We start from the raw sequence: 15,858 nt of genomic DNA, 5'->3' as shown, positions 1-15,858 counted from the left end.
GCTGCGGCCCGCCGACCGCGGCGGCCCCTACAGCGATTATTTCCGCGGGCTGAACCGGGAACTCAAGGCCCATGGGCCGATGCGCCCGGTCATACTGATCGACCTCGACCACCTGGACCACAACATCGATGTGGTCATGCAGTCGGTCAAGCGCGGCGGCAAGCAACTGCGGCTGGTGGAGAAGTCCCTGCCGTCGCCGGAGCTGCTGGCGTACATCGCCCGACGCGCCGGCACCCAGCGGTTGATGTCGTTCCACCAGCCGTTCCTCAATCACGACGCGCAGCGCTTTCCCGAGGCCGACATCCTCTTGGGCAAACCGCTGCCGGTGCGTTCCGCAGAGCTGTTCTACCAGGGCCATAAAGGCCCGTTCGACCCGGCGAGGCAGTTGCAGTGGCTGATCGATACCCCCGAGCGTTTGCAGCATTACCTGGCCCTGGCCCGGGGGCTGGGCACCCGGCTGCGGATCAATATCGAGCTGGACGTGGGCCTGCATCGCGGCGGGGTGAAGGACCGCCTCGAACTGGGGCCGCTGCTGACGTTGATCGCCGCCAACCCCCAGCACCTGGAGTTCGCCGGTTTCATGGGCTACGACCCCTTTGTCGGCATGGGCGTGCCGGGCATTCTCGGTTCGCCCGAGGCGCTGTTCGCCCAGGTCATGCAGCGCTACCAGAGCGCCGTGGATTTCACCCGGCAGCATCACCCGGCGCTCTGGCACCCGGGGCTGACCCTCAACACCGCCGGCAGCCCCAGCTACCGCATGCACGAGCAGGAAACCTTGAGCAGCGAAGTGTCGGTGGGCACAGCGATGCTCAAGCCGACCCATTACGACCTGCCGTCCCTCAGCGAGCATGTGCCGGCGGCGTACATCGCCACGCCGGTGCTGAAAAGCACCGGGCCGGTGCGTATCCCGGCGCTGGACGACAAGTCCCGGCTGTTCTCCTGGTGGGACCCGAACCAACGCGAGACGTTTTTCATCTACGGCGGCAACTGGCTGGCCGAGTTCGAATCGCCCTCGGGGCTGCAAAGCAATGGCCTGTTCGGCCGCAGTTCCAACCAGGAGATGGTCAACGGCTCGCCGGCGGTGGGCCTGGCACTGGATGACCAGGTGTTCCTGCGGCCGATGCAGAGCGAGGCGGTGCTCCTGCAATTCGGCGATTTGCTGGCGGTGCGCGGCGGGCGGATCGTCGAGTACTGGCCGGTCTATGGCTAGGCCTTGAGGGCCCTATCGCGAGCAAGCTCGCTCCTACAGGGGGGATGCGGTTCCTTGTAGGAGCGAGCGTGCTCGCGATGGCGTCGGGCCTGCCTGTCACCCCTTCACAAGCTGAACGGAATCGTCAGCTTGGCCCACAGCATCTCGCCCTCGGGGCGGTTTTCCACGTCGAACTCCTTGGCCCAGCGGATCTCCGCGCTGGCGTACTTGAGGAAGGTCAGGTGCAGCGCCGGGCCGATGGCGAACACCTGGCCGCGCACGCCGTCGTCCACGTCCTGGCCGAGAAACTGCACGGTGCGGCCGTACTGTTTGTCGTCGGTGGTCTGCTTCAGGTAGTAGCCGTTGAGCCCCAGGCTGAGGTTGTCGGTCACCTTGTAGCTGGCGGAGTAGTCGAAGTGGAAAATCTGCCCGGACTTGTAGTCGGTGGCGTGGTTTTCCTCGTTGAAGCTGTAGGTGGTCTTCAGCGACAGCTCGGTCTTCGGGTTGGGCATCCAGGTCACCGACACCAGCGGCTTGTAGGTGTAGAAGTTGTTGCTGGTGTTGGCCAGGCGCGTGGCGTCGTACTTGCCGGTGGGAATGGTGATTTCCACGGCGGCGCCCAGGGTCAGGTTCTGGCCCAGGTCCCAGAGGATGATCGGTGCGACGGTGGTGTCGCCCATGCTTTCGCGCTGGTCCTTGAGGCCGAAGGCGCCCACTTGCTGGCGCAGATAGGGCTGCGCCACGTAGCCGCCCAGGCGGCCGCCGAACACCCGCAGCGGGCTCAGGTAGTCCAGGCGCGGGATGATCGCGTCCGAGACGATCCGCACGTCCGGCACCCGGCCGCCCAGGGAACTGATGTTCAGCTTCCGCGCCTCGTAGTGGTTGTAATACAGGTTGAAGGCGAACATGTGGTCCGGCAGGCCGTTGACGTCCAGCGGCAGGATGTAGAAACCGTCGGTGCCGGGGCCGATATTGTCGACCCCGGATTCGGTGGCCGGGGCCAGGGCGGGCAGGGCGGCGATGCAGGCCAGGCTGGCGGCGAGGCGCCGGGGGGTACGCATGCGGGTCGAGTTCATGTTCGGGCTCATTATTATTGTTGTCGGTGGACGCATAGCCGGCCGGTTTCGGCCGCCCCATAGGAATAAGCGTTCGCCTCCCGGCCAGGCAGGGTATTGGCGGCCACTGAGGGGGACTTTCGCGGCCAGCTTGCAATGCCTTGTTACATCCTCCCATTTCGCAACCCGAAAAACGCTATGCTCAGCCAGTGCTCGCCTGGCCCCGAATCGGTGGCCGCTGGGGGGCGCCTGACCAGAATAAGAATTGCAGCCGAACCGGCTCGGGACCTGATGCCCATGCAGATGAAAGCCGTTGATCCGCAGTACCAGCTGGCCCTGGTTTCACCTTTCCTGTTGCAGACCCTGGGCGAAGTCGCCGGCAGCCACGGCGTCGACCCGCACACCCTGTGCCGCGGCCTGGGCTTCACCCTCGAAGACCTGCAGGACCCGGCGCAGCGCATCTCCTACCGCCAGGCCGTGGCGATGATCCAGCGCGCGCTCAAGGCCTTGCCGCAGCAGGGCCTGGGCCTGTGGGTCGGGCACCAGAACGTGCTCGGCACCCTGGGCCTGCTGGGGCATGTGTTGTCGCTGTGCAAGACCCTGCGCGACGCCTTCGACATCGGCATCCGCCATCAGCACACCTCGGGCGGCATCGTCACCTGCACGGTCAGCCAGCAGGGCGACGAATTTTTCGTCGAGGCCGAATGCCGGCTGCCCTACAGCGACGTGCAGATCTTTGCCGTCGAAGAGTTTTTCGCCAGCCTGCCGGTCTACGGCCGGGCCCTGGTCGGCGCGGATTTCAAGCCGCTGCGGGTCGAGTTCATGCACGCCGCGCCCGCCTACCGGGACGAGTACCACCGTCTGCTGGGCCCTGACGTGCACTTCGGTTGCCTGCACAACCGCATGGCCATCGCCGGCGAATGGCTGGACACGCGCCTGCCCAATCACCACGCCGTGGCCCTGCGCCAGGCGCTCAAGCTGCTGGAGCTGGAAAGCGCCCAGGTGCACCGCAAGATGGACCTGATCGAGACCGTGGAGCGGGCCATTGCCCGCGACCTGACCCAGGGCAGCCACCTCGACCAGGTCGCCCATGACCTGAACATGAGCGGGCGCACCCTGCGCCGGCGCTTGAGCGAACACGACCTGACCTTCGAGACCCTGCTGGAACAGGTGCGTCGGGCGCGGACCCTGAGCCTTCTGGCCAACCCGCAGTTGTCCATCGAGCGCATCACCGAGGCGGTCGGCTACAGCGACGTGCGCAGCTTTCGCCGGGCGTTCAAGCGCTGGACCGGCCTGAGCCCCAGCGCCTACCGGGAAGAGGGCGGCCGGCTTTAGGGCGGGGCGGCGATTTACCGCGCGGCCCCGTGCGTATCTAAACCCCCACAAATTGTGGTGCGCCGGGTAAACTTCGGGCTTTCTTCAAGGAGTCGTCATGAGTTACTACCAGCCGGGCATTCTTGCCACCCCTGTTCCGACCCAGGCTCGCCACCTGTTTTTCGCCCTCGAATCCGTCGAGGCGCTGCCGGCGGCGATCGACCGTTTGCAGGCGCTGGTGGACGGGAAAGCGGCGGTAGTGGGCTTTGGCGCCTCGCTGGTCAAGGCGCTGGGCGCCCGGGTGCAGGGCCTCAAGGCATTTCCGGCCTTGACCGGCGTCGGCGTCGACAACCCATCGACCCAGCACGCGCTATGGGTCTGGCTGCATGGCGAGGATCGCGGCGAGCTGCTGCACCGCAGCGATGCCCTGGAGGCCGCGCTGGCCCCGGCGCTGCGTCGGGTGCAAATGAACGAAACCTTCCGCCACAAGACCGGCCACGACCTCACCGGCTACGAAGACGGCACCGAGAACCCCCACGATGAAGACGCCGTCGCCGCGGCCCTGGCCGAGGGCGACGAGGGCCTGCGCGGCGGCAGCTTCGCCGCGATCCAGCAGTGGCAGCACGACTTCAAGGGCTTTGCCGCGATGCACCAGGAGGAGCGCGACAACATCATCGGCCGGCGCCTGAGCGACAACGAAGAGCTGGACGACGCGCCGGACTCGGCCCACGTCAAGCGCACCGCCCAGGAAAGCTTCACGCCCGAGGCCTTCATGGTGCGCCGCTCGATGCCATGGATCGAAGGCGACAAGGGTGGCCTGATGTTCCTCGCCTTCGGTCACAGCCTGCAGGCCTTCGAAGTCCAGCTGCGGCGCATGAGCGGCCTGGAAGACGGCATCGTCGACGGCCTGTACCGCATGAGCCGGCCGCTGACCGGCGGCTACTATTGGTGCCCGCCGCTGCGCGACGGCCGCCTCGACCTGCGGGCCCTGCACGCCAGCGCCTGACGTTCGGCGGCGTGGCCATCGCAAGCAAGCTCGCTCCTACAGGGTGCGTATGCGGTCTGCTTTGTGTAGGAGCGCAGCTTGCTCGCGATGAACGATGATGCGGTATGCCAGACGTTCTGCGGCGTGGCCATCGCGGGCAAGCCTCGCTCCTACAGGAGGCATACGCGATCTGCCTGTTGTAGGCGCGCAGCTCGCGATGAACGATGACGGGCTCCGGCCTGCGTGCTTCTAACCTTATGCGCAAACAGTATTTCTCAAGGCCGGCAGCCGCTCTCTAAGATCACGTCATAACTCGTTATGACAAGTGATCTCATGACCGATACCGCCAAACCCCTGTTGTCCCTGGCCAGCGTGCCGTTGCACACCCAACTGCGCGATCTGCTGCGCGCGCGGATTCTCGACGGCGAATACCCCCAGGACAGCCAGATGCCTTCGGAGAGCGAGCTGGGCGCGCTGTTCAAGGTCAGCCGCATCACCGTGCGCCAGGCCCTGGGCGACCTGCAGAAGGAAGGGCTGATCTTCAAGATCCACGGCAAAGGCACCTTTGTCGCCAAGCCCAAGACCTTCCAGAACGTCAGCACCCTGCAAGGCCTCGCCGAATCCATGACCGGCCGCGGCTACGAGGTGATCAACCGCCTGCGCAGCTTCAAGTTCATCAAGGCCGACAAACTGGTGGCCGAGCGCCTCGCGGTCGAGGAGGGCGCGACCGTGGCGCAGATCAAGCGCGTGCGCCTGATCAACCGCGAACCGGTGTCCCTGGAAATCACCTACCTGCCCCAGGCCCTGGGCGAGCGCCTGGAGAAGGCCGACCTGGTGACCCGCGACATCTTCCTGATCCTGGAAAACGACTGCGGCCTGGCGCTTGGCCACGCTGACCTGGCCATCGACGCGGTGCTGGCCGACAGCGAGCTGACCCAGGCGCTGAACGTCGAGGCCGGCGCGCCGATCATGCGTATCGAGCGCCTGACCCACACCGCCGACGGCCAGCCAGTGGACTTCGAGCATCTTTACTACCGCGGCGATGCCTTCCAGTACCGCCTGCGGATCGACCGGCAGAAAGGGGCGCGGCCATGACCAGCAGAAACACCCTGGAACAGGAATACGACCTCGTGGTGATCGGCGGCGGCACCGCCGGGCCCATGGCGGCGATCAAGGCCAAGGAACGCAACCGCGAGCTGCGGGTGCTGCTGGTGGACAAGGCCAATGTCAAGCGCAGCGGCGCCATCAGCATGGGCATGGACGGCCTGAACAACGCCATCGTCCCCGGGCATTCCACACCTGAGCAGTACACCAAGGAAATCACCATCGCCAACGACGGCATCGTCAACCAGGCGGCGGTCTATGCCTATGCCCGCCACAGCTTCGAGACGATCGAGCAACTGGACCGCTGGGGGGTGAAGTTCGAGAAGGACGAAACCGGCGACTACGCGGTGAAGAAGGTCCACCACATGGGCGCCTATGTGCTGCCGATGCCCGAGGGCCACGACATCAAGAAGGTGCTGTACCGCCAGTTGAAGCGGGCGCGGGTCAGCATCAGCAACCGCCTGGTGTGCACCCGGCTGCTGACGGACCCGGAGGGCGCGGTCAACGGGGTGATGGGGTTCGATTGCCGCACGGCCGACTTCCACGTGATCAAGGCCAAGGCGGTGATCCTCGCGTGCGGCGCCGCCGGGCGCCTGGGCCTGCCGGCCTCCGGCTACCTGATGGGCACCTACGAAAACCCGACCAATGCCGGCGACGGTTATTCGATGGCCTATCACGCAGGGGCTGAACTGGCGAACCTGGAATGCTTCCAGATCAACCCGCTGATCAAGGATTACAACGGCCCGGCCTGCGCTTACGTCACCGGGCCCCTGGGCGGCTACACCGCCAACAACAAGGGCGAGCGCTTCATCGAGTGCGACTACTGGAGCGGGCAGATGATGTGGGAGTTCCACCAGGAGCTGGAAAGCGGCAACGGCCCGGTGTTCCTCAAGCTCGATCACCTGGCCGAGGAAACCATCCAGAACATCGAAGAGATCCTGCACAGCAACGAGCGCCCCAGCCGCGGCCAGTTCCACGCCAACCGCGGCACCGACTACCGCAGCCAGATGGTCGAGATGCACATCTCGGAAATCGGCTTCTGCAGCGGCCATTCGGCGTCCGGGGTGTGGGTCAACGAACGCGCCGAGACCTCGGTCAAGGGCCTGTACTCGGCCGGCGACATGGCCGCGGTGCCGCACAACTACATGCTCGGCGCCTTCACCTATGGCTGGTTCGCCGGCAGCAACGCCGCCGATTTCGTTGCCGGGCGCGCGTTCTCGGCCCTGGACGCCGGGCAGATCGAGCGCGAGAAACAACGGGTCTACGCGCCGCTGGAGCGCGAACATGGCCTGCCGCCGGCCCAGGTCGAGTACAAGCTGCGGCGTTTCGTCAACGACTACCTGCAACCGCCGAAGGTGACGAAGAAGATGCAGATCGGCCTGCAACGCTTCGACGCCATCCGGCACGACCTGGACCAGATCAAGGCGCACAACGCCCACGAACTGATGCGCGCCATGGAAGTCAGCATGATCCGCGACTGCGCCGAGATGGCCGCCCGCGCCTCGCTGTTCCGCGCCGAAAGCCGCTGGGGCCTGTACCACCACCGGGTCGACCACCCGCTGCGCAACGACCGCGACTGGTTCTGCCATTGCCACCTGAAGAAGGGCGAAGACGGGCGCATGAGCAGCTTCAAGAAGCCGGTGGAGCCATACATCATCCCGCTGGACGCCGAGGAAATGCAGGCCTACGACCGGCTGCGGGTGGGCGCCGACGCGGCCTGAAACACCGTGACTATTTGAGAGAGCCCCAGGCTCCAGGGAACCCGTGAAATGGCCTATCAGCCCCAGGAAATCTTCTTCCGCTCCAACGCGCCGGTCACGGTCGACGAGGACAAGTGCATCGCCCACAAAGGCTGCACCGTGTGCGTCGACGTCTGCCCCATGGACCTCTTGGCGATCAACCCGGCGACCCAGAAGGCCTACATGGCGTTCGACGAATGCTGGTACTGCATGCCTTGCGAAAAGGACTGCCCGACCGGCGCGGTTAAGGTCGAGATTCCTTACCTGTTGCGTTGAGCGCCAGCGCACTAAAACGCTATCCGGCGACACCGGACGCCTGCTTTGCCTACCCCTCGTTTCCCACCGCGCCCTGATCGCGGCGGAGACGAATACCTATTAACGATTCGAGGGGAAAAAACCATGTTGTTGCGTGCAGCCCTGGCCGGTCTGGTACTGGCTTCCTTGACCTTGTCGGCTTCGGCCGAAACCATCCGGGTGGCCATCGGCACCCAGGACACCACCATCAATTGCGCGGCCGGCGGCCTGCTGATCCGCGAGCTGGGATTGCTGGAAAAATACCTGCCCCATGACGGCCGCTACAAGGACGCCACCTATGAGGTGCAGTGGCGAAACTTCACCAGCGGCGCGCCGCTGACCAACGAGATGGTCGCCGGCAAGCTCGACTTCGGCGCCATGGCCGATTTCCCCGGTACCTTCAACGGCGTGGCCTTCGAGGCCGCAGGCAAGCACAGCCTGTTTATCAGCGTGCTGTCGGGCAGCATCAAGGGCAGCGGCAACGGCATCGTGGTGCCGAGCGCCTCCAGCGTGCAGTCGCTGGCCGAGCTCAAGGGCAAGACCATCTCGGTGCCGTTCGCCTCCACCGCCCACGGCATGTTGCTGCGCGCGGTGGCGGCCCAGGGCTGGGACCCGCTCAAGGACGTCAATATCATCGCCCAGCCGCCGGAGGTCGCCGGCTCGGCGTTGCAGGCCGGGAAGATCGACGCCCACGCCGACTTCGTGCCGTTCGCCGAGCTGTTCCCCAGCCGCGGTTTCGCGCGCAAGATTTTCGACGGTTCCCAGGCCGGCGCGCCGACCTTCCACGGCGCGCTGGTGGATGCGGACTACGCGAAAAAATACCCGGAAATCGTCGTCGCCTACCTACGCGCCAGCCTTGAGGCCAACCGCCTGCTGGCCGCCGAGCCGGAGCAATACAGCGAGCTGATCGCCAAGGTCACCGGGGTCGATGCCGAGGTCAATTACCTGTTCCATGGCCCACTGGGCGTGCAGACCCGCGACCTGACCTGGAAGCCCGAATACCGTCAGGCCGTGGGCACCGCCATCGAAACCCTCAAGCTGCTGAAGAAGGCCGACCGCGGCCTGGACCTCAAGACCTTTATCGACGACCAGTACATCCGCGCCGCGTTCAAGGCCTCGAACCTGGACTACGACGCACAGCTGGCCGACTACGCCCAGACCCCGCTCCAGGTCAAGGACGCGGCCAGCGGCCAGCCGATCGACGACTTCAGCCGGGTGGCGCAGATCTGGGTTCGCGGCGAGCCGACGGTGCGCAGCTACGCCTCGGCGCAAGGGGCTTTCGCCGCGCTCGAGCGCCTCAAGCAGGAGGGCAAGAACATCCGTGCCGTCTACGCCCAGGCCAGCGACAGCGGGATCAAGCTGCTGGCCGAGCAGGCCTGGTTCGCCAGCGACGCCAAGGGGCGCCTCAGCGCGTTCCTGCTCAAGGGCCAGGCCCAGCAATACGCCACGGCCCAGGGCGGCCAGGTCTTCGACTTCGCCGCCGCCACAGCCCCGGCCGTCGCCAGCCGCTGATGCATGCCGCGGCATGCCAGATGTTCCGCGGCGCGGCCATCGCGGGCAAGCCTCGCTCCTACAGGAGGCGTGCACGACCTGCTCTTGTGTAGGAGCGCAGCTTGCTCGCGATGAACGATAACGCGTTAGGCCAGACACTCCGCGGTGCGGCCATCGCGAGCAAGCTCGCTCCTACAGGAGGGCGATGAACGATGACGCGGCAACGCTATTTACAGGTGCAAACCCATGTCTGAACCCTTGTTTCGCTGGACGGCGCGCGGCGCCTCCTTGTTGTTCTGCCTGCTGTTCTGGCAACTCGCCGCCAGCCAGCACTGGAACCTCGGCCTGGTGACGTTCGCCAACGTGCCGACACCGCTGTCGGTGCTCGAGGCGGCGCTGGGCCTGGGCGACTCGGGCAAGCTCGCGCGGCACCTGGGCAGCAGCCTGGGCCGGGTGTTCGCCGGTTACCTGGCGGCGGCGCTGGTCGGCGTGGCGCTGGGCATCGCCGTGGGCCGCTCGCGCTGGGCCGAGGACCTGTTGCTGCCGCCCCTGGAAGTGCTGCGGCCGATCCCGGCGGTGGCCTGGATTCCCCTGGCGATCCTGATGTTTCCCTCCTCGGAGCTGTCGATGGTCTTCATCACCTTCACCGGTGCGCTGTTCCCGATCCTGCTCAACACCGTGCACGGCGTCGAAGGCGTCGACCGGCGCCTGCTGGCCTCGGCGAAAAGCCTCGGGGCAGGGCGCCGGGCACTGCTTCTGGAAGTGATCCTGCCGGGCGCCGCGCCCAGCATCATCACCGGCCTGGCCATCGGCATGGGCACCTCGTGGTTCTGCCTGGTGACCGCGGAAATGATCTCCGGCCAGTACGGCATCGGCTACTACACCTGGGAGTCCTACACCCTCCAGAACTACCCGGACATTGTGGTCGGCATGCTGCTGATCGGTGTGCTGGGCATGGGCAGCAGCCTGTTGATCAAACGCCTGGGCGCGGTGTTCACGCCCTGGCATCGAGTACGAGGGCATGCCTGATGAGCGCTGTGCCAGTCGCCGCTGGGCGCATCGATATCCAGCAGGTTTCCATTGCCCTGGGCCAGGGCGCGCAAGCCTTCGAGGCGGTGCAGGGCCTGGACTGCCGCATCGAACCCGGCGAGTTCGTGTGCATTCTCGGGCCTTCCGGCTGCGGCAAGTCGACCTTGCTCGGCGCCCTGGCCGGGCACCTGCAACCGCGCCATGGACGGCTGCTGGTGGACGGCCAGCCGGTACAGGGCCCGTCGCCGCAACGGGGCATGGTGTTCCAGCAGCACACGCTGTTTCCCTGGCGCACGGTGCGCGACAACGTTGCCTTCGGCCTGAAGATGCACGGCCGGCCCAAGGCCGAGCGCCAGGTGGCGGCCGACGAGATGCTGGCCCTGGTCGGCCTTGAAGGGTTCGCCGGGCGCTGGCCGGACCAGCTGTCCGGCGGCATGCAACAGCGGGTGGAGATCGCCCGGGTGCTGATCAACCGCCCGCAACTGCTGCTGATGGACGAGCCTTTCGGCGCCCTCGACGCCCTGACCCGCTTGAAGATGCAAGAGCTGCTGTTGCAGATCTGGACGCGCATCCGCACCACCGTGGTGTTCGTCACCCACGACATCGACGAGGCGCTGTTCCTCGCCGATCGCCTGCTGGTGATGAGCCCGCGCCCCGGACGGATCATCGAGGACCTGCGCCTGGACTTTGCCCGGCCGCGCACCAGCGAACTGGTGACCCGCCACGAATTCACCCGCCTGAAGCGTCACTGCCTCGAACTCCTGCGGCACGAGGAAGGCCGGCAATTGCCGCGCCTGGACCCCCTCGGGCTGCCCCTTGAACATGCCCGAGCGCGATTTGCCATATGAGCGACTTTTTCCGCGATACCGACCATGACGACATCCGCGCCCTGCACGGGCGCCTGACCGATAGCGACCCGGGCGTGCGGCGCATCGCCCTGATCGAGCTGGCCGACCTCGAGGAGCCCGAAGGCCTGGTGTGGCTGGTGGACCGGCTGCGCCAGGACCCGGCCGTGGAGGTGCGCGCCGAAGCCGCGCGCCTGCTCGAAGCCTGGGAGGACGAGCCAGTGGTGGCGGCGCTGTGCGAGGCCCTGACCGATTCGGACGCCAGCGTGCAGGAAGCCGCCGCGCAAAGCCTGAGCCTGCTGAAAAGCAGCGCGGCGGGCCGGGTGATCCTGCCCTGGACCGGGCATGCCGAGCCCCGGGTGCGGGTCGCGGCCTTCCGTGCCTTGCGCGAGCTGCGCCATGCCGAGGCTGCCGAGGCCGCGACCCGGGCCCTGGACGATCCGGAGGCCGGGGTGCGCCGCGAAGCGGTGGCCGTGCTCGGCTGGCTCAAGCAGTTGCAAGCCGTGCCGGCCCTGGCGCGCCTGGCCAGCAGCGATCCCGATACCGACGTGCGCCGCGCCGCCACCGGCGCCCTGGGGTTGGCCAGCGACGCCCAGGTGTTGCCGGCCCTGGCCCAGGCGTTGCTGGATTCGGCCTGGCAGGTGCGCGAAGAGGCGGCGACCACCCTGGGCAAGGTCGGCCAGCCCGAGGCCGGCCCGGCGCTGATCGCTGCCTTGCAAGACGATTACTGGCAGGTGCGCCTGCGCGCCGCCCGCAGCCTCGGGCGTTTGCGCCATGCCCCGGCGCTGGCGGCGCTGATCGACACCCTGGGCCATCGCATCAGCAATCTGCGCAAGGAGGCCGCCCTGGCCCTCGGCGAGCTGGGCGATGCCCGCGCCCGCGAGGCCTTGCTCGCCGCCGAACACGACGGCGATCCGGAAGTGCGCAAGGCGGTACGCATCGCCCTGGGGCAGTTGTCATGAATGGCGTGCCGCAGGCGATCGGCAATTCCAGGCAGCGCGGGCAGTTGCAACTGACCTGGGGCGACGGGCGCGAGCAGCGCCTGGAACATGTGGAACTGCGCCGCCAGTGCCCCTGCGCGCAATGCCGGGCGTTGCGTTTGCAAGGGCTGCGGCCGAGGGTCGACGCGCGCCTGCGGCTGCTGCATATCCACCCCCAGGGTTACGGCCTGCAACTGGTGTTCAGCGACGGCCACGACCGTGGCATCTATCCCTGGGCCTACCTTGCGCAAATGGCCTGAACCGAGGAGCGCAGCGTGCTCGCGATAAACGATGACGCGGTGTGCCAGACGTTCGGCGGCGCGGCCATCGCGAGCAAGCTCGCTCCTACAGGGACGTACGCGGTCTGCTTGTTGTAGGAGCGCAGCTTGCTCGCGATGAACGATGACGCAGTGTGCCGGGCGTTCGGCGGTGCGGCCATCGCGAGCAAGCTCGCTCCTACAGGGGCGTACGCGGTCTGCTTTGTGTAGGAGCGAGCTTGCTCGCGATGAAGGATGACGCGGTTGAAAGCTGTCCGCCGCAGGCTGGGCTGACTGGCGGCTATTGTCAGAAAAATCCGAGAGGAGTACAAATGTACTCCATGACAACCTTATCTCCCCGCCGCAGTGCCATCCTGACCTTTATCCGCGACCGCATCGCCGAACACGGCCAGCCCCCGAGCCTCGCTGAAATCAGCGAGGCCTTCGGTTTCGCCTCGCGCAGCGTGGCGCGCAAGCATGTGGTGGCCCTCACCGAAGCCGGCTTCATCGAGGTCAACCCCCATCAGGCCCGGGGCATCCGCCTGCTCAACCAGCCGCCGCGCCCCGAGTTGCTCGACATCCCGGTGCTCGGCCGGGTCGCCGCCGGCCGGCCGATCGGCGCCGATGCCGAGGTGCACGACCGCTTGCTGCTCGACCCGGCGCTGTTCTCCCGCGCGCCCGATTACCTGTTGCGGGTCCAGGGCGACTCGATGATCGAGGACGGCATCCTCGACGGCGACCTGGTGGCGGTGCGCCGCGACAGCGAGGTGCGCAACGGCCAGATCGTGGTGGCGCGGCTCGACGGCGAAGTCACCATCAAGCGTTTCGAGCGCCTGGCCGACGGCGTGCGCCTGCTGCCGCGCAACCCGGCCTATGGGCCGATCCTGGTCGGCGAAGACCGGGACCTGGCCATCGAAGGGGTGTTCTGCGGCCTGGTGAGGCAAGGCTGATGGGCGCCGTCGTTGCCCTGGAGACGCTGTTCAATGCCGGCCGGGTGTGGAAGGGCCGGCCGACGGCGCCCGCCGCCAGCCCGCAACCCACCGGCCACGCCCTGCTGGACGCGGCCTTGCCCAGCGGCGGCTGGCCGGAGGCGGCGCTGACGGAAATCCTCGCCGCCGCCCCGGGCGTCGGCGAGCTGCAATTGCTGTGGCCGACCCTGGCCCGGCTGTCCGCTGCCGGCGAGCGCATCGTGCTGGTGGCGCCGCCCCATGTGCCGTACCCCCAGGCCTGGCAGAACGCCGGGGTCGACCTGCGCCAGCTGTCGGTGATCCAGGCCGCCGAGCGCGATGCCCTGTGGGCGGCCGAACAGTGCCTGCGCTCGGGCAGTTGCGGCGCCGTGCTGTGTTGGCCGCAGCAGGCCGACGACCGCGCCTTGCGGCGTTTGCAGGTGGCGGCCGAAACCGGCCAGACCCTGGGCTTTGCCTACCGCTCCCTCAAGGAGGCCATCAACCCCTCGCCGGCGGCCCTGCGTCTTGCCGTGGAGACGCGGCCGGCGCGGCTGCGGGTGCTCAAGTGCCGCGGCGGCCTGGCCCATGCGGCGCCGATTGCCTTCGCCCCGGGGCACTGAGGTTGCCATGCGCTGGGTGTGCATCCTGTTCCCGCAATTGGCGTTGGACGCGGCGCTGCGTCAGCGCTCCGAGCCTGAGGCCGCGCTGGCCCTGGTGAGCGGCACGCCGCAGCGCCGGGCGATCCAGGCGGTGAATGCCGCGGCCCGCGAGCTGGGCCTGCGCCCCGGGCAGTCGCTGACCGCGGCCCAGGCCCTGAGCAAGGCCTTTGCCTGCGCCGAATACGACGCCGAGGACATCGCCCGCTGGCAGCAGTTTCTCGCGGCCTGGGCCTACCGTTTCAGTTCCCAGGTCAGCGTGTTTTACCCGCGCACCCTGGTGTTAGAGATCGAATCGAGCCTGGGCCTGTTCGGCCCCTGGCCGCAGTTGGAGGCACGGCTGCGCCAGGAGCTGAATGCGCTGGGCTTTCGCCATCGCATCGTCGCCGCGCCGAACCCGGCGGCGGCCCGGGTGCTGGCCAATGCCTACGACGGGCTGGCGGTGATGGACCAGGAACAGCTGCATCAGGCCCTGGGGCGCCTGCCCGTCGAGCGCCTGGGCCTGGAACCGGGCGCGGCCACCGCCTTGTCGCGCATGGGCTTGCGCACCTTCGCCCAGGTCCGCGCGCTGCCGCGGGAAACCCTGGCCCGGCGTTTCGCCGCGGGCCTGCTCAAACACCTGGATACCTTGCTGGGCGAGCGCTCCCTGGCGCTGGCGTTCTATCAGCCGCCGGACCGTTTCGACCTGCGCATCGAATTGAATTTCGATGTGTTGTCCCATCAGGCCCTGCTGTTTCCCCTGCGCCGCCTGAGCGGCGACCTGGCGGCGTTTCTCTGCGGGCGGGACAGCGGCGTGCAGCGCTTCGACCTGCACCTGGAACACGCCGAACGGCCCGACACCCTGGTCAAGGTCGGCTTGCTCAGCGCCGAGCGCGAGCCGGCCATGCTGTTCGAGCTGGCGCGCGGGCGCCTGGAGCAGGTCCAGGTGCCGGCGCCGGTGCGCAGCGTGCGCCTGGTGGCCGACGATCTGCCGCGCTTTGTACCGCAGCACCGCGAGTTGTTCGACGAGCGCCCGCAGCAGTCCCTGCCTTGGGAGCAGTTGCGCGAACGCCTGCGCGCCCGCCTGGGGGACGAGGCGGTGCACGGCATGCGCTTTCACGCCGACCATCGCCCCGAGTGCAGCTGGCAGCCGCTCGGCGACAGCCAGGCCGCTGCGTGGTTGCCCGGGCCGCGGCGCCCGGGCTGGCTGTTGCGCGAACCGCAGGCGTTGGCGCAGGGCGCGGCGCGCATCCTCAGGGGCCCGGAGCGCATCGAGTCCGGCTGGTGGGACGGCGGCGACGTGCGCCGCGACTACTACCTGGTCGAAACCCGCGGCGGCCAGCAGGGCTGGGCCTATCGAACGGTGGGGGAGGCGGGGCCGCTGCTGTTGCAGGGCTGGTTCGCATGAGCGGCTACGCCGAGCTGCACTGCCTGTCGAATTTCAGTTTCCAGCGCGGGGCCTCCAGTGCCCGCGAGCTGTTCGAGCGCGCGGCGGCCCAGGGCTACGAGGCCCTGGCGATCACCGACGAGTGCAGCCTGGCCGGGATCGTCCGCGCCTGGCAGGCGGCGAAGGAGAGCGGTCTGGCGCTGATCGTCGGCAGCGAAATGCGCCTCGACGACGGTCTCCGATTGGTGCTGCTGGTGGAGAACCTGGAGGGTTACCAGAACCTGTGCCGGCTGATCACCCAGGCCCGGCGCCGGGCGCCGAAGGGCCAGTACCGGGTGCTGCGCGAAGACTTCGCGCAGCCTGTGCCGGGGCTGCTGGCGCTGTGGCGGGCGGACGGGCAGCCAGACGCGGGGGAACAGGACACCGGGCGCTGGCTGCGACAGGTGTTCGCCGACCGGTTGTGGCTGGCCGTGGAGCTGCACTGCGGCCAGGACGACGACCGCCGTCTGGCCGGTTTGCTGGCCCTGGCGCGGGAGGTGGGTATTGCCGCGGTGGCTTGCGGCGATGTGCACATGCATGTGCGTGGGCGCCGGGCCTTGCAGGACCC

16 protein-coding genes are annotated in these 15,858 nt (G+C 67.7%); 15 read left to right on the top strand and 1 reads right to left on the bottom strand.

Features of this window, described 5'->3' with window-relative positions; genetic code table 11:
- Position 1: 1 nt before the first annotated feature.
- Positions 2 to 1,210, top strand: a complete 1,209-nt coding sequence (locus tag BTN82_RS18045; protein ID WP_186828417.1) for a DSD1 family PLP-dependent enzyme — start codon at positions 2 to 4, stop codon at positions 1,208 to 1,210.
- 104 nt (positions 1,211 to 1,314) lie between these two features.
- Here BTN82_RS18045 and BTN82_RS18040 read toward each other — a convergent pair whose 3' ends face one another.
- A complete protein-coding gene (locus BTN82_RS18040; protein ID WP_075120477.1) occupies positions 1,315 to 2,265 on the bottom strand; it encodes a transporter in 951 nt (316 codons plus the stop codon).
- Between the two features lie 276 nt (positions 2,266 to 2,541).
- On the opposite strand from BTN82_RS18040, the gene BTN82_RS18035 reads away from it, so the two are divergent.
- From BTN82_RS18035 to BTN82_RS17965, 14 genes are all read left to right on the top strand, one after another.
- The gene (locus BTN82_RS18035) at positions 2,542 to 3,579 is read left to right on the top strand and encodes an AraC family transcriptional regulator (protein WP_075120476.1); all 1,038 of its coding nucleotides are present in this window, start codon (positions 2,542 to 2,544) and stop codon (positions 3,577 to 3,579) included.
- Between the two features lie 97 nt (positions 3,580 to 3,676).
- Positions 3,677 to 4,564, top strand: coding sequence for a Dyp-type peroxidase (locus BTN82_RS18030; RefSeq protein WP_075120475.1), 888 nt, complete (start codon positions 3,677 to 3,679; stop codon positions 4,562 to 4,564).
- 312 nt (positions 4,565 to 4,876) lie between these two features.
- Positions 4,877 to 5,638: a GntR family transcriptional regulator gene (locus tag BTN82_RS18025; RefSeq protein ID WP_075120474.1), complete on the top strand. Its 762-nt coding sequence runs from the start codon at positions 4,877 to 4,879 to the stop codon at positions 5,636 to 5,638.
- Positions 5,635 to 7,368, top strand: coding sequence for a fumarate reductase/succinate dehydrogenase flavoprotein subunit (locus BTN82_RS18020; RefSeq protein WP_075120473.1), 1,734 nt, complete (start codon positions 5,635 to 5,637; stop codon positions 7,366 to 7,368). The genes BTN82_RS18025 and BTN82_RS18020 overlap by 4 nt, the downstream gene beginning before the upstream one ends.
- Positions 7,369 to 7,416: 48 nt before the next feature.
- Entirely contained in the window at positions 7,417 to 7,662 is a 246-nt protein-coding gene (locus BTN82_RS18015; RefSeq protein ID WP_003180418.1) for a ferredoxin family protein, read from the top strand.
- A 123-nt stretch (positions 7,663 to 7,785) separates the two neighbouring features.
- Positions 7,786 to 9,192 (top strand): ABC transporter substrate-binding protein, encoded by a 1,407-nt coding sequence (locus BTN82_RS18010; protein WP_186828416.1) that lies wholly within the window; start codon positions 7,786 to 7,788, stop codon positions 9,190 to 9,192.
- A 225-nt stretch (positions 9,193 to 9,417) separates the two neighbouring features.
- The gene (locus tag BTN82_RS18005; RefSeq protein ID WP_075120472.1) at positions 9,418 to 10,200 is read left to right on the top strand and encodes an ABC transporter permease; all 783 of its coding nucleotides are present in this window, start codon (positions 9,418 to 9,420) and stop codon (positions 10,198 to 10,200) included.
- Positions 10,200 to 11,048, top strand: a complete 849-nt coding sequence (locus BTN82_RS18000; RefSeq protein ID WP_075120471.1) for an ABC transporter ATP-binding protein — start codon at positions 10,200 to 10,202, stop codon at positions 11,046 to 11,048. Before BTN82_RS18005 ends, BTN82_RS18000 begins: the two co-directional genes overlap by 1 nt.
- Entirely contained in the window at positions 11,045 to 12,007 is a 963-nt protein-coding gene (locus BTN82_RS17995; RefSeq protein WP_075120470.1) for a HEAT repeat domain-containing protein, read from the top strand. The genes BTN82_RS18000 and BTN82_RS17995 overlap by 4 nt, the downstream gene beginning before the upstream one ends.
- Entirely contained in the window at positions 12,004 to 12,285 is a 282-nt protein-coding gene (locus BTN82_RS17990; protein ID WP_075120469.1) for a DUF971 domain-containing protein, read from the top strand. Before BTN82_RS17995 ends, BTN82_RS17990 begins: the two co-directional genes overlap by 4 nt.
- A gap of 329 nt (positions 12,286 to 12,614) precedes the next feature.
- Positions 12,615 to 13,232 carry a transcriptional repressor LexA gene (gene lexA, locus BTN82_RS17980; protein WP_075120467.1) on the top strand — a complete coding sequence of 206 codons (618 nt, stop codon included), beginning with the start codon at positions 12,615 to 12,617 and terminating at the stop codon, positions 13,230 to 13,232.
- The gene (gene imuA / locus BTN82_RS17975; protein ID WP_075120466.1) at positions 13,232 to 13,849 is read left to right on the top strand and encodes a translesion DNA synthesis-associated protein ImuA; all 618 of its coding nucleotides are present in this window, start codon (positions 13,232 to 13,234) and stop codon (positions 13,847 to 13,849) included. Before lexA ends, imuA begins: the two co-directional genes overlap by 1 nt.
- 7 nt (positions 13,850 to 13,856) lie before the next feature.
- Complete coding sequence (locus BTN82_RS17970; protein WP_075120465.1) at positions 13,857 to 15,272, top strand: Y-family DNA polymerase; 1,416 nt, start codon at positions 13,857 to 13,859, stop codon at positions 15,270 to 15,272.
- The coding region (locus BTN82_RS17965) for a PHP domain-containing protein (RefSeq protein ID WP_148169591.1) at positions 15,269 to 15,858 on the top strand (590 nt) is incomplete at its 3' end. The genes BTN82_RS17970 and BTN82_RS17965, both read left to right, overlap by 4 nt.

The sequence above is a fragment of the Pseudomonas chlororaphis genome (assembly GCF_001921865.1).
Classification (GTDB): domain Bacteria; phylum Pseudomonadota; class Gammaproteobacteria; order Pseudomonadales; family Pseudomonadaceae; genus Aquipseudomonas; species Aquipseudomonas chlororaphis_D.
This window is presented reverse-complemented; position numbering and strand designations above follow the sequence as displayed.

What these genes read in the sequence shown, in the direction of transcription:
- BTN82_RS18000 (WP_075120471.1), top strand. Translation starts at nt 10,200, where the DNA reads ATGAGCGCTGTGCCAGTCGCCGCTGGGCGCATCGATATCCAGCAGGTT.
- lexA (WP_075120467.1), top strand. Translation starts at nt 12,615, where the DNA reads ATGTACTCCATGACAACCTTATCTCCCCGCCGCAGTGCCATCCTGACC.
- BTN82_RS18030 (WP_075120475.1), top strand. Translation starts at nt 3,677, where the DNA reads ATGAGTTACTACCAGCCGGGCATTCTTGCCACCCCTGTTCCGACCCAG.
- BTN82_RS18040 (WP_075120477.1), bottom strand. Translation starts at nt 2,265, where the DNA reads ATGAACTCGACCCGCATGCGTACCCCCCGGCGCCTCGCCGCCAGCCTG.
- BTN82_RS18015 (WP_003180418.1), top strand. Translation starts at nt 7,417, where the DNA reads ATGGCCTATCAGCCCCAGGAAATCTTCTTCCGCTCCAACGCGCCGGTC.
- BTN82_RS18005 (WP_075120472.1), top strand. Translation starts at nt 9,418, where the DNA reads ATGTCTGAACCCTTGTTTCGCTGGACGGCGCGCGGCGCCTCCTTGTTG.
- BTN82_RS17970 (WP_075120465.1), top strand. Translation starts at nt 13,857, where the DNA reads ATGCGCTGGGTGTGCATCCTGTTCCCGCAATTGGCGTTGGACGCGGCG.
- imuA (WP_075120466.1), top strand. Translation starts at nt 13,232, where the DNA reads ATGGGCGCCGTCGTTGCCCTGGAGACGCTGTTCAATGCCGGCCGGGTG.
- BTN82_RS18020 (WP_075120473.1), top strand. Translation starts at nt 5,635, where the DNA reads ATGACCAGCAGAAACACCCTGGAACAGGAATACGACCTCGTGGTGATC.
- BTN82_RS17995 (WP_075120470.1), top strand. Translation starts at nt 11,045, where the DNA reads ATGAGCGACTTTTTCCGCGATACCGACCATGACGACATCCGCGCCCTG.
- BTN82_RS18010 (WP_186828416.1), top strand. Translation starts at nt 7,786, where the DNA reads ATGTTGTTGCGTGCAGCCCTGGCCGGTCTGGTACTGGCTTCCTTGACC.
- BTN82_RS18035 (WP_075120476.1), top strand. Translation starts at nt 2,542, where the DNA reads ATGCAGATGAAAGCCGTTGATCCGCAGTACCAGCTGGCCCTGGTTTCA.
- BTN82_RS18025 (WP_075120474.1), top strand. Translation starts at nt 4,877, where the DNA reads ATGACCGATACCGCCAAACCCCTGTTGTCCCTGGCCAGCGTGCCGTTG.
- BTN82_RS17990 (WP_075120469.1), top strand. Translation starts at nt 12,004, where the DNA reads ATGAATGGCGTGCCGCAGGCGATCGGCAATTCCAGGCAGCGCGGGCAG.